The sequence below is a fragment of the Actinospica robiniae DSM 44927 genome (assembly GCF_000504285.1).
GTDB lineage: Bacteria > Actinomycetota > Actinomycetes > Streptomycetales > Catenulisporaceae > Actinospica > Actinospica robiniae.
This window is the reverse complement of sequence record NZ_KI632511.1, coordinates 8688136-8701554: the sequence shown is the minus strand read 5'-3', so window position 1 is coordinate 8701554 and position 13419 is coordinate 8688136. Positions and strand designations below refer to the sequence as shown.

Genomic DNA, 13419 nt, shown 5'->3' with positions numbered 1-13419 from the left:
CATGAGGGCTCGATCGATCGCCACCGACGGAGCGAACAACCGGCTGCGCTTCCTCGCGCTCACCAACGGCGGCCCGATCTGGGACGCCGTGCAGATGGTCCCGCCGCTGCGGCACTGGCTCAACGCGGCGCTGATCGACCACGCCGTGCGGGAGATGCCCGCGCGGCCCGAGCCGCTCTCCACGATGGCCCCGTACACGTCGTGGCACTCGCTGACCGACCGCAGCTACAACGGCCGGCACCTGCCCCCGAGCCGGGTGGACCCGGACCGGCTGCCCTCGGCCGAGGAGGCGGCGGAGCTGTTCCGCCGCGGCCCCGACATGATCCCGTGCCGGCGATCCACCGTGCTGTTCGCCTACTTCGCCCAGTGGTTCACCGACGGGTTCCTGCGCGGGGACACCGGCACGCCGCGCGACCCGCGCCGCAACACCTCCAACCACCAGATCGACCTCAACCAGCTCTACGGCGTGGACGAGCGGACCGCCGGCATCCTGCGCGCGCACGAGGGCGGCCGGCTCAAGAGCCAGCAGCTCAACGGCGGCGAGTTCCCGCCGTACCTGTGCGACGAGAACGGACAGAAGAAGCCCGAGTTCGCCGAGCTCGCCGTGGTGCGGTTCGAGCAGATGCCGCTGCAGTGGCGCACGCGGCTGTTCGCGCTCGGCGGGGACCGATCGAACCTGCAGGTGGGGTTCACGATGCTGACGGTGCTGTTCCTGCGCGAGCACAACCGGCTGGCCGGGGAGCTGGCCCGGGAGTACCCGGACTGGGACGACGAGCGGCTGTTCCAGACCGCTCGCAACATCCTGACGCTGATGGTGTGCCGGATCGTGCTCGAGGAGTACATCAACCACATCACGCCGTACCACTTCCACTTCACCCTCGACCCCTCGCTCAGCACCCGGCTGGCCCGGGCGCCGTGGCACCGGGAGAACTGGGCGTCGTTCGAGTTCAGCCTGGTCTACCGCTGGCACAGCCTGATCCCGCCGACACTGAAGGCGGGGAGCACCGAGTTGTCCCTGGCCGAGACCATGGTCAACGGCCCGCTGCTGGCCGAGTACGGGCTCGGCCAGCTGATGGAGGACGCCTCGCGGCAGACGGCCGGCCGGATCGGGCTGTTCAACACCGAGCCGGAACTGCTGTATGTGGACGTCGACAGCGTCAACGACTCCCGGGCGCTGCAGATCGCCTCGTACAACGACTACCGCAGGCACCTGAAGTTCCCACCGGTCCGAAGTTTCAATCAGATCTCTGACGACCCGAAGGTGCGCGACGGCCTGCGGGCCCGCTATCACAGCGTCGACGACATCGATCTGTACGTCGGCATCTTCGCCGAACAGCCCGGCTCGCCGGACACCATCCTCGGCCCGCTGCTGACGAAGATCATCGCGATCGACGCGTTCTCCCAGGCGCTGACCAACCCGCTGCTCGCGCCGCGGGTGCTCAACATGAAGACCTTCACCCCGCTCGGCCTGCTGACCGTGCAGCGGACCAGGACGCTCTCGGACATCCTGCACCGCAACTCGCCGGAGGACCCGCGTCCGCGGTTCATCTCGATGACGCGGCGGAAGTGACGGCCTCGCGCACCTCGATCGCACCTTCCGTGCGCACGAGCACGACGCGGTAGACCTCGCCCGGGCGGCCGACGGCCGTGACCGTGGCGAGGTCTACCGTCATCGTCACGAGCAACCCGCTCGGGTGCACTTCGGCGAGGCGGGCGATGTGGTCGCGCACGGCCACCTCGGCGAGCCGGTCGGTGCCGGAGGGGAGGTTGTAGAGAGCTGCGACGGTGCCGGGGAACCATTCGAGGGCTTCGACGTCCTCGAGGCGCAGCCGCGTCACGCCGTCTTCGCACGTGGACAAGCCGGCGCCGGGCACGTACTCCCGGTCGCGAAGGAACGCCGCGCGTTCCCGGGAACCGAGCCCGGCCAGCGGGCCGAGGGGCACGAGCACCTCGACGAGGCGGTAGGCGAGCAACAGTCGCTCGCCGTCGAACACCTGGACGTCAAAGGTCGGCAGGATCTCCAGATCGGCATCGAAGCCTGCGAAGCGGGCTTCCACCCTCAACTCGCCGGTCGAGGGCAGGTCGCCGAAGAAGTCCATTCGCGGCAGTCGGTACGGATATCCGACGTGTCCCGGCCGGATGCGGTCCGACCAGCGCCACAGCTCGTCGTGCGGGATCGCGTGGAGAGTCGCGTCGAGCAACCCCTGATGCAGCCGCCCGCGCGGGACGGAGCCGCGCGCGGCGTCCAGGGTGCCTGAAGCGCCGTTCGAGCCGACCGTGAGAGCAGTGAGGTAGTGGAAGGCCGAGCCGTGGAAGACGGCTCCGCGCGGATAGGGCAGTTCGGTTGGTACGGGGTCCGCGAGCCGGGCGGGTCGGTCGGGCGGCTGGACGACGTCGGCGATGACCGCGGAGGCGACCACCTCGCCGTCGTGTTCGAGCTCGACGATGCCCGCCGACGCGCGTCCTCGCAGCTGGACCGGCTTGTCGAGCATGATCCAGCGCGTGAGGCGGATATCGCGCAACCCTGCGATCGAATGGCCCGCGGCCGCGGCGAGCCGGTCGACGACGCTCATCATCGGCAGCGCCGGCAACGTCCAGGTGGGCCGGTGGTCCGCGACCCAGGGCTCGATGGCCGGGTCGAGTAGTTCATCGAAGGCGCCCGACGCGTCGGCGCGCAAACCCAGCCCGGTGGCGTGGTAGATGGTCCGGCCGCCGACCGACAGCCACGCGTCGGCCACCGCGTAGCCCGGCCGGGCCTGCGTGACTTCGACCTCGATGACGGTGACCCGATCGTGCGGCACGACCTGGCCGCGGTACTTCCACGTCACCGTCTGCGGCGCGAGGGAGGGCTCGAAGACGGCATCCGGCGCGGCGAGGCCACTGTGCATCATGAAGCATTGGAGGAGCTGCAGCATCGCCTCGATGCCGAGCGAACCCGGCTGCACCGGATCCTGGAAGAAGTGCGAGCGGAAGTACCAGTCCTCGGGCGCGATGTCCTTCTCGGCGCGGATCCTGCGCTCGTTCGGCCAGTACCCGGTGATCCGGTCGATCAGCGAGAGCATGGGCCCGAGGTTCTCGCGGACGGCGATCGCAGGGGCCTGCGTATCGCCCCAGATCGGCCCGGGCAGACCAGGCTGGTCGGCGAACGCCGCCGGCGGGAAGAAGCCGAAGTCGCTGCGCAGGTCGGCCACGAGACGCTCGTCCGCCCAGACGCGAACGTCGAACGCGTCGATGATCATGGCTCCTGTCTTCGAGATCTCGAGCAGCCGGATCTCGGTGCGCAGCACCCGCGTGTCCCGGCGGACGTCGCCGAAGGTGCCCTGCCCGCCGAGGTTGCGGAACAGCAGCTCGGACGGGGCGTTCGGGATGTCGCCGGTGTACAGCGCCAGCCAGCCGCAGGGCTGAAGGGCCACTTCGAGCAGCACGCACAGCGGCATGGTCGTGCCGCCGCCCTCGTCCCAGAACCATGCGGCCGCAGGGACGTCGTACTCTGCGACGAGCGTGCCTGCGCCGAGTTCCACGATCCGGCTCATGAAGTGGTACGGCGGCCCGGGCAGTCGCGCGACGCGGCGCCCGTCATCCATCGGCGCCAGGACAGACCCCATCATCTCGCTCGGCCGTCCCCACGCGCAGGCGAGCAGGGACTCGAGGCCGAAGACGGCCGGCTTGGGCTCGACGTGGTCGGCCAAGCCCCCCAGCCAGCGCCATTGGTCGAGCGGCCAGTCCGGCACGAGGCGCACGGCCAGTCCTTCGGCGAGGAAGGCTTTGACCCCGTCGACCGAGCACAGCACGTCGGCGACGAGGGTCGGGTAATTCTGCTCACCCTGTTCGAAGCCCTTGACGAAGAGTTCATACGTCAGAGTCTTGCTTTCTGGAATCACCTGAGCACGGCAGGAGATCCGGCACGTGTGCTCGGGGACGGGTTCGAAGCGCCAGCCGTCGCGACCGGCCGTGCAGCCGGAAGCGCTGAGGTGGAAGGCCATCAGCTGGAAGGCGCCGTCCAGCATGAGCGTGCCCGGCATGCACGGATCACCGACGAAGTGGCCCTCGAAGAACCAGCTGTCCGGGCGGATGGCAAGCGTTGCGCGCACGTATGCGCCGTCCACGTCGAAGGCTTCGACTTCGTCGAAGAGCAGGAACTCCGGCCCGGCCGGACGCGGCGTCCGCACGTGCGCGCCAACCTCGTCGCCCAAGCGGCCCTCCGCGAACGCGCGGATCTGCTCGCGGTCGAAGCGGCGCAGCGCGGTGGGCTCCGGGAGGGCCGGGCGGTCCCAGACCACACCGCGTGTCTCTCGCAGTTCGGCGTCGGTGAAGAAGCCGGCCTGGCCGTTGCGCACGCTCAGCCGCGGGTCGCCGTCCACGTGGCAGTCGTAGTGGAAGAGGAACAGCCGTACGCCGCCGTGCTCGGCGTGGTCGTCGATGGAGATGTCGAACGTCAGCGTTTCGCCGGGGTGCGGCGGGCTTGCGTGGTAGGTGATCTCACAGCCGAGCAGCCGGTAGACGCGTTCGCCTCGGTTGAGCAGATCCGCGCCGAGCCAGCTGATCAGGAGCAGGTCTGCCTGCCCGGCCTCGACCAGCAGCCCGGCGGGCATGCGGCCACACGGATCGAGGTACCAACTGTCCGCCCGCACGTCGGTCTGGGTCTGGATCGTGCCAGCCCCTATCGACGCGGGCACGGCGTCGATACGCAGTACGCGGTCGGCCAGCAGCATCGGCGGCGCGGGCATCCGGGTCTGCCGCGCGTACCCGTCCTGAGCTGCGAAGGTGGGCCCGAAGAGCTTCGAGACGGCTCCCACGGCGAGGTACTCCAGATCGGCTCGATCGAAGAGCACTGTCGGACTCAGCAGGGCGCTGATCTTCTCGCGTTGGGCGAGGAAGCCGGCATGGCGCTCGATCAGGAGGCGGATGAAGTCGCGATGTCGGCCGGTGACCAGCTCGTGGTGCTCGTGCAGCGGGTTGAGGCCGCGTACGGGTTCGATGGCCTTCTGCGTTCTCGCCTCTCGCAGTCGGGTCTCGAGCCGAGCGTCATCCACGTCGACGCCGGCCGCGATCAGCGCGGCGACGGCGTTGCCGAGGTTGTCGATGTCTGACGTACCGGGGCCGTCCAGCGACACGGCCAGGAACTCCCGGTCGCCGAGCGTCTGGGCGATCCACTCCGTGCAGCCTCCGGACGGCCCGTGCTCGATGAAGATCCGGACGCCATCCGCCCATGCATTCTCGACGGTGCCGCGGAAGTCGAGCGTGCCGACGGCCTGCGCCGTATTCGCTGTCGCAGCGCCGGCGTCATCGAGCTCGTACATGCTGGCCGCAGCACAGCCGTAGAAGCTGATGCCGGGCACGGGAGTGGTCGGACGCAGGTGAAGCCGGTACCACTGGTCGCGCACTGCCTCCACCACGGGGGCATGGATGGCGAGGTCGTAGTCGAGGGGGAAGACATGGCCCGCGCCGAGGCGAGCAGAAACTCTTTCGCAGGCAGAGGGATCACCACCGAAAGTGCAGGAGCCCGGAGAGTTGACGGCCATCAAGTAGACGCCGGCCTCGCCGCGCGCGGCCTCGGTCAGGGCCTCCGCGGGCAGCGTCACGAGATAGGTCTTCCAAGCTCGGCCGGGTACCGCGTCGTACGAGCCGGCGAGATCACGCGTGAAGAGCGGCGAGGCTCGCAGGTCCCTGACGAGTCCGTCAAGATCTTGCCACGCGCCGAGAGCGGTCAGCGCGGTGCTCTCGCCGGAGGAGTAGCCGAGCGCCGCTTCAAACCCGATGCCGAGGACATCACGGGTGATCGCCGTGTGAAGGTGGGCGAAGTATGCCGCGCCCCAGACGCAGCTGATGGTGTCGCTCGGCCGCTGCCCCCCTTCGTTCACCCAGCCGGCCACGTCGACGATCTGCGGGCAGCGACGTACGAGGTCTGCGACGTGCTCCGGGAAGACGAGCCCGAGCTGCGCACCCATGCCGACGTATGCCGCGGCACCACCGGGATAGACGGCCGCGATCCGGCCCGGCAGAGGCTCGTCCCGGTACGCCGCCCAGCGCGGCTTCGGTGCCTGGCCGAGCAGCCAGCGTCGTGCCTGCCGCGCGCGCTCCGGCAGTTGTCCGTCCGCGGCGACGATGACGAGCCGGGCCGGGCCGCCGCGCGACTCCTGTCCGTTGTCGAGTGCTGCGAGCACTCCGGCCCGATCCTCGCCCGAGAACACGTGCCAGATCGACGGTTCATGGAGGACGGCCAGGATCGGATCGCCGTCGCGGCGCGCGTGATCGAGGCGCTTGAGCACCAGCACGGCAGCCGCGTCGTCGACGCTGCCCACCAGTGCCGCGTCGGCCTCGCCGGTGGAGATCGCGCGTGCGGCCAGCGCGAGCACGTCGGCGTCGGTGGCGAAGCTCGCGCCGGACAGACCAAGCTGCGAGCTGATCCGATTGGCCGTCATGTTCGTCAGAAACCCGACGACCTGCGCGCTGGTCATCACGGTCGCATCCGGCCGACGCAGGCCCTCGGTGTAGCGTCGGATCGCTGGATCGCAGCCTGTTGTGACGAGGACCTGCGTGCGCTCCGCTAGAAGATCGATCCCCTGTGCGGCCGCACGAGCAGTCTCGAAGATGAGGACGTGGCGGGCGAGCGCGGCCTTGAGATCTGACGGCGGAATGCGGAGGCCTTCGAGCTCGAAGGTGGCAGGTTCGCCGAGCCCTGATGCCGTCTGCTTCGCGACGACGGCGACCTCGCGCGGCTCGCACCGCCGCCGTGGTGCCGGAATGGGGGCCAGTTCGGGCGCGTCGATGATGACGTGCGCGTTGTTGCCGCCGAAGCCGAACGCGCTCACGGCCGCACGCCGGACGCCGTTCCACGGCTCGTTGCGTTCCGGCGAGCGCAGCCGAGAGCCCTGCAGGTCATTGATCCGCTCGTCCTGCCGGCCTGCCATCGCAGGCCGGATGCCGTGCTCGATCGCGCCGAGCACCTTCAGGATTCCAACGGCCCCGGCCGCTGTCATGGCATGACCGATGTTCGCCTTCACCGCCCCGATGACGAGGTCTGATGCTTCTGAGAAGACGTACGCGGACGAGCGGACTTCGGCAGCGTCGCCCCTGGCCGTGCCCGTGGCGTGGCACTCGAGCAGCGTGACGCTCTCCGGCGCCACACCGGCAGCCGCGTACGCGGCATACATCGCGCGCTTCTGGCCCGCCTCGGAGGGCACGAGCAGGCCGCCCTCGGACCGGCCGTCGTTGCTCAGACCGACGCCTCGGACGATGCCGAGGACCGGAATGCCACGCGCCTGGGCGTCGGCCAGGCGCATCAACGCAACGAGTGCGGCTCCTTCAGCCGGGACGAGGCCGTCCGCATCACGATGCAGCGGACGTGACCGGCCGGTGGGGCTGAGGGCGGAGAGCGCGGTGAACCCGGCTTGGATGAGCAGCGGGTCGGCGGCGCTCACTCCGCCCGCCAGCATCAGGTCCGCCGCGCCGTCGTGCAAGCGGTCGCAGGCGATCTTCAGCGCGTAGAGCGACGAGGCGCAGGCAGCGTCGAGAGCAATCGAGCCCGCGCCGAAACCGAGTGCCTGCGCGCAGTTGCTCGCCGGTGATGCACCGGGAACGCCGGCCTCTCCGGGCAGCGTGAGCCACCCGAGTGCGAGGCCTGATCTGCCCGGCTCGGGCCGATCAGGACCCGCCTCGTCCAGTGCCTGCGTGGCAGCTTCGAGAGTCCACTGCTCCGCGTCTCCGGGAGAGGCCACGTATCCGCCGATGTCGTGCGGCGCGTGTCGCGGCACCACGGCGTCGAGCGGCATGCGCCACCGGCCGTCGGCCAGATGCGTCAGCGCGCACCCGCCGGACGCGACGAGATCCCAAAGCGCCGACGGGCTCTCGGCACCGGGCAGAACGCAGCCGCGACCGACGATCGCGATGGGCACAAACCGCAAAGCTGGCTCCTGTGTTCAGGCCGGACGCGGACGCGCGACCAGTTCGAGACCGCAGAGTTCTGCTACGGAGGGACCGCCGGCGGGGCGAGCGAGCCGCACGTCGCAGACCGCGTTCTGCGCGCCGACACGCACGGCTCGCACGAGGCAGCGCAGTGGCCCCGACAACGGCCCGGAGGCGTGGAAGCGCCCGGCGCGGAGCGACATCGGCAGCGTCGCAGCGCCTATCTGCGACTTCGCCCAAAGCACCGCGAGTTGGATCGCTCCGTCGAGCGCCGCCGGATCCATCCGCCAGGGTTCTTCCGGCCACCCCATGTCCGTGGCACCGACAACCGAGCCGGCAGCCCCGGCCGGGCCGAGGCCGTGCACCTCAGCAAGGGTTCGAAGACTCGTACCCTGGAACAGCGTCTCGCCGTCGTAGATGTCTTCGATCGCGCCGTCTTCGAGCGCCGGCAACGCCAGTTGCGCCTCCGACCAATCCCCGAAGGGATTCTCATCTGCTCCACCAAACCGACCCCGGTAGCAGGCGGGCCGGTCAGCCGTATCCACGGTGAACTCGGTACCTTCGCGACGGATGGTGACAACGGCTGGAGCCGTGATGCCGCGTCGCACGTCGACGTCGCGGAGGGTGCCGGGCCCCGGCTCGTCGACAAGGCGCAGCATCCAGTCGCAGACCACTGCGAGCGGCACGACCGCGCGATCGCCGATTCGGTGATCCGCAAGCCAGACCTGCGCGACCTCGCTGACCGCGACCTCACCGCCCCGAGATGGTGGTGCGCCAAACCCGTCCCCGGCCGTGATCAGGCAGCGCACTTCCCGCGCGTCGCCGAGTTCTGCGACGAACGCCTCCGCACCGGCCGCGAGCGGGATCAGCGGCACATTCCGCTCGGCGAACACCTCGGCCAGCTCCTGGCTCACCATGCCGCCACTCCACGGACCCCACGCGATCGCCTTGACCAGGCACGCCGGGTGGCGCAGCCGCCACTGTTCCGCCAGTCGCTCAGCGATCTCATTGGCGGCCGCGTAGTCGCACTGCCCGGAGTTGCCCGCCGAGACCGCCACTGACGAGAAGACGCAAACCAGCGCAGGCTTATCGGCCCCATCGACGAGTTCGAGCAGGTTCTCAAGGCCCTGCGCCTTGGCCCGCAGCACCCGGTCGAACTGCTCGTCCGTCTTGTCGACGACGAGCCGGTCCGCCAGCACGCCTGCGCCGTGCACGATTCCCGTGATCGGCCCCCACTCGGCACGCACTTCCTCCAGCGCGCCGCGCAGCGACTCGATATCGCCGACGTCAGCGCGCAGGTAGCGCACAGACGAGCCGGCCGCCTCGATGTCGGCTAGTGTCGCGCGGATCTCGCGCACGGCGAGCACGCGCCGAAGCTCCGTTTCGATGGCGGCGGGACGTGGACGATCCCCAGCGCGCACCGCCTGCGTGACGAGGGCCGAGCGGATGTCCGTCTCCGTCGCCGCCTCGCGCAGTTCGGGAGGATCGTCGACCAGCGGTGTACGCCCGATCAGGGCGATTCGCGGCCGGAACGCGCGAGCCAGAGCGCGAGCGCAGGCCGCAGTGACGCCGCGCGCGCCGCCGGTGATGACGACCACGGATTCCGGACCGAGCACGTCGCCGGACGCCTCGATGTCGGGCGCTGGGCACATGGTCCAGACGGCCCGGGCACCTCCGATCCTCAGGACCACGTCCGGTTCGGCGTCACCGGCCAGCAGTTCGGCGACGATGGCGGCAGCGACGCCATCTGTATCAGGGCCGGAACGATCGAGCTCGATGGACTTCACCGCGACGTCCGGCCACTCCCGCGCGCAGGTGCGGGCCAGCCCGCCCAGTCCGCCTCGGCCGAGGCGGCCGACGGTGACGAACGCGCCGCGGCCGGCGACGGTCTGCGCGGTGTGGAAGGCCTCCCGGGCGATAGCGACGTCATTCGCGGCCGGTCGCAGGCCGCCGAGGAAGATGGTCGCGCTGACATCGCTCGCCACCTCCTCGGCATCGACCGCGCTCGCGCCGGCTTCGTTGAGCAGCGCGATGACGTCCGCCGCGATGCCGAGCCCGTCGTCGGAAACGGCCACTGTGCCGCGGAAAAGACCCGGCAGCGCGAGTCCGGAAGCCGGCTTCGGCAGCAGTGCGGGGACGAAGCGGCACAGGGTGAATTCGACTACTGATTCGGTTCGCCCTCCGCATCGGCGGACTGGCTCGGCTCGCGGTCGGAGCCGTGCCGCCGCAGGAAGGTGATGGTCTCGCCGATCGTGGCGATGCCGGCCAGCTGGGCCGGATCGATGTTCGGCAGGTCGGGCACCCGCTCGCGCATCCGGGCGAGGATCTGGACGCGCTTGATCGAGTCGATGCCGAGGTCGTGGCCGAGCTCCATGTCGGGCTGCAGGATGTCGGCCGGGTAGCCGGTGAGGTCGGCGATGATGGAGATGACGACGCCCTCGAGGTCGGGCCCGCTCGGCGCGGCCGGGATCACCGGCGCGGGCGAGGGTGCCGGAGCCGGGGCCGGACGCGGCGGAGGCGGGGCGATCGGCTGCGGGGCCGGCGCAGGGGGCGACGGCTGCCGTGGGAGCACGCGCGCCGCGGGCAGGGACGGCGCGGACGGCGGGGCGAGCGTCGGCAGCAGGGGGCGGGAGCTCACCGGGACGCGGACCGCGCCGTCGAGGGCTGCGATCATGCCGGACAGCGTCGCCTCGCTGGTACGCAGGTAGGCGGCGTGTCCGTCGGCCAAGGCGTGCTGGTACGCGGCGTGGGCCTCGCTGGTCTGGCGCTGGATCTCCTGCAGCGCGCCGATCCAGGAGTCCGACCCCGCGGCGGGCGCGGGCGCGGGTACCGGCACGGGCGCGGCCACCACCGTGCTCACGGGCGTCATCGGCGCGGGAAGCTGCTCGGGCGGGTTGTTGGGCATCGCACGCTCCGTTTCACCGCCGGGCGGCGGATAGGGCCTTGCGTAGTTGCTGCCGACGAGTTCGACGGTCATCCCCGAGCTCGGTCGCTCGTCGGGCGGGGCGGGCTCCTCCGCGGGTGTCAGTGCCCCGGCGTCGAAGGGCACGCCGCGAGCCGCGAGCCGCCCCAACGCCTCCTGGAACGCGGCCACGCCGGGGAGGCCGCGCTGATCGAGCGCGACAGCGAGGTGATCCCGGCCGTCGAGGATCTGACCGACCATGCCGGTGAGCGCCGAACCCGCGCCGAACTCGATGAACGTGCGGACGCCGTCGGCATACATCGCCTCGATCTGGTCGACGAACCGCACCGGTTCGCCGACCTGCTCGGCGACGCGGGCACGTACCGCGTCCGGATCATTCGAGTACTGGCTCGCATCGCTGGTCCCGTAGACGGGAAGGCGGGGCGCGGACACGTCGATGGCGCCGAGGAACTCCCGCAATGGCGCGCTCGCCGCTGATACCAGAGGGCTGTGAAAGGCCGTGGCGGTCGCCAATCGGTGCACCGCCACGCCTCCGGCTTCGGCGCGTCGTTCGACCTCGTCGATACCCGCCGCCGTGCCCGAAAGCACTGTCTGGGTCGGGGAGTTGAGGTTCGCGACCCAGACGTCGTCGCGGTCGGCAGCGAGTTCGGCGGCCTCCTTGGCGTCCGCGAAGACGGCGAGCATGGCGCCGGGCTGGTCCGCAGCGTCGCGCATCAGCTCGCCGCGGCGTCGCGCGAGTGCGACCAGGGATCGCTCGTCGAGGCATCCGGCCGCGGCCAAGGCCACCAGTTCGCCGAGGCTGTGCCCAGCCACGCAATCGGGCCGCAGGCCGAGTTGCGCGACCAGCCGCAGCTGTGCCGCACACGTGACGGCGAGCGCCGGCTGCGCCCACTCGGTCGCGGTCAGCAGCTCCCGTTGACTCGCTCGTTCGTGGTCTGAGAACGCCGGCCTCGGCAGCACGACCTCGTGCAAAGCGATGCCGTCGTAGCGGTCCGTCGCGAGCTCGTCCCACGCACTGAGCGCCGCCGGGAACGCCATGGCCAAGTCGGCGCCCATATCCGGGTACTGAGCTCCCTGGCCGCAGAACAGGAAGGCGACCTTGCCGGGCGCGCCGCGGCCGTCGTCCACAGCGGTGAGAGTGGACTCGGTCGCGTCGGTTTTCAGCCGCGGGTGATGTCGGCCGTTCGTGCCCGGCAGGTACTCCTCGAGCGTGACATGGAAATTGCTGCCACCGAAGCCGAAGCTGGAGACGGCGGCCCGTCGCGGATGGTCCGTGCCGCGCACCCACGGCCGCGCCTTGGTGTTGATGTATAAAGGGCTGGATGACGCTGTCAGCGCCGCGCTGGGCCGGTCCACCTTGATCGTCGGTGGCAGGACTCGATGATGCAGGGCGAGGACCGCCTTGAGCAGTCCGACCGCGCCCGCGGCGGATTTCGTGTGCCCGAACTGGGATTTCGCCGAGCCGAGGGCGCACCAGGGCCGCTCGGCCGGGCCGAACACCTCGGCGAGGGCGGCGACCTCGGCCGCGTCCCCGGCGGGCGTGCCGGTGCCGTGGCCCTCCACCAGTTCCACCGTCCGCGGCGCGTAGTCGGCCTGCGCGTACGCCCGTCGCAGGGCTCTGGCCTGCCCCGCCGGAGCCGGCGCGTAGACCGCGTTGCCCGAGCCGTCCGAGGACGCGCCGAGCCCGCGCAACACGGCGTAGACCCGGTCGCCGTCGCGCTCGGCGTCCGCCAAGCGCTTGAGCGCGAAGAACACCAGTCCCTCGCCCAGCATCGTGCCGTCCGCGTGGTCGGAGAACGGACGGCAGTCGCCGGTCGGGGAGAGCGCGGGGGTCTTGGAGAAACAGGTGAACATGGTGATGTCGTTGAACGTGTCGACGCCGCCGGCCAGCATCAGGTCCGCACGTCCGAGTTCGAGTTCGTTCACGGCGCAGGAGAGTGCCGCCAGCGAGCTTGCGCAGGCCGCGTCCACGGCGAAGTTGGCGCCGTGCAGGTCGAGCCGGTTGGCGATTCGGCCCGCGATCACGTTGGCCAGCAGGCCCGGGAACGTCGCCTCCTGCCACGGGACGTAATGCTCTGCGATCCTCGCGCAGATCCGCTGCGCCTCCGGCTCGGGCACGCCGCACTCCCGCAGCGCGTTCAGCCAGACCGGGCGCTGCATCCGGCAGGCCATCTGCAGCAGGAGCTCCAGCGCGCCGGTGCCCACGACCACGCCGGCCCGCTCGCCGTCGACGCGGCCGAGGTCGCCCCCGGTGGCGTCGCGCAGCGCGCTCTCGGCGACGGGCAGGGCGAGCAGTTGCGCCGTGTCAGTGGCCGACAACACCGCGGGCGACGTGCCGTAGCGGATGGGGTCGTAGCGGACCGGGGAGAGGAACGCCCCGCGGCGCGCGTAGGTCCGGTCGGGGGCGGAGGGATCAGGGTCGTGATAGTCGGAGATCAGCCAATGGCTCGGCGGCACCTCGCTCAGCAGATCCCGGCCGGCCACCACGTCGCGCCAGAATCCGCGCACGTCGGAGGAGCCGGGGAGCAGCGAGGCGACACCGACCACGGCGACGGACAGCGGCCCGCCGGCTTCGGTCGGTGACACGAGAA

Annotated in this window: 5 protein-coding genes; 2 read left to right on the top strand and 3 right to left on the bottom strand. The window is 70.7% G+C overall.

Going from position 1 to position 13419, the window contains the following annotated elements; translation table 11 throughout:
* Nucleotide 1: 1 nt before the first annotated feature.
* A complete protein-coding gene (locus ACTRO_RS37450) occupies nt 2-1570 on the top strand; it encodes a peroxidase family protein (protein WP_034270913.1) in 1569 nt (522 codons plus the stop codon).
* Here ACTRO_RS37450 and ACTRO_RS44505 read toward each other — a convergent pair.
* Entirely contained in the window at nt 1545-7895 is a 6351-nt protein-coding gene (locus ACTRO_RS44505; protein ID WP_051451993.1) for a type I polyketide synthase, read from the bottom strand. The two genes, ACTRO_RS37450 and ACTRO_RS44505, sit on opposite strands and share 26 nt — an antisense overlap.
* Before the next feature lie 24 nt (nt 7896-7919).
* The gene (locus ACTRO_RS47800; protein ID WP_157436674.1) at nt 7920-9692 is read right to left on the bottom strand and encodes an SDR family NAD(P)-dependent oxidoreductase; all 1773 of its coding nucleotides are present in this window, start codon (nt 9690-9692) and stop codon (nt 7920-7922) included.
* A gap of 111 nt (nt 9693-9803) precedes the next feature.
* Between ACTRO_RS47800 and ACTRO_RS47795 the strand changes: the two genes are divergently transcribed.
* Nucleotides 9804-10073, top strand: coding sequence for a hypothetical protein (locus ACTRO_RS47795; RefSeq protein WP_157436673.1), 270 nt, complete (start codon nt 9804-9806; stop codon nt 10071-10073).
* Here the strand turns inward: ACTRO_RS47795 and ACTRO_RS47790 are convergent.
* Nucleotides 10067-13414 carry a type I polyketide synthase gene (locus tag ACTRO_RS47790; RefSeq protein ID WP_051451991.1) on the bottom strand — a complete coding sequence of 1116 codons (3348 nt, stop codon included), beginning with the start codon at nt 13412-13414 and terminating at the stop codon, nt 10067-10069. The genes ACTRO_RS47795 and ACTRO_RS47790 overlap by 7 nt on opposite strands.
* Nucleotides 13415-13419: the final 5 nt, after the last annotated feature.

Excerpts from the sequence above, each read along its gene's own strand:
- ACTRO_RS37450 (WP_034270913.1), top strand. The coding sequence starts at position 2 with ATGAGGGCTCGATCGATCGCCACCGACGGAGCGAACAACCGGCTGCGC.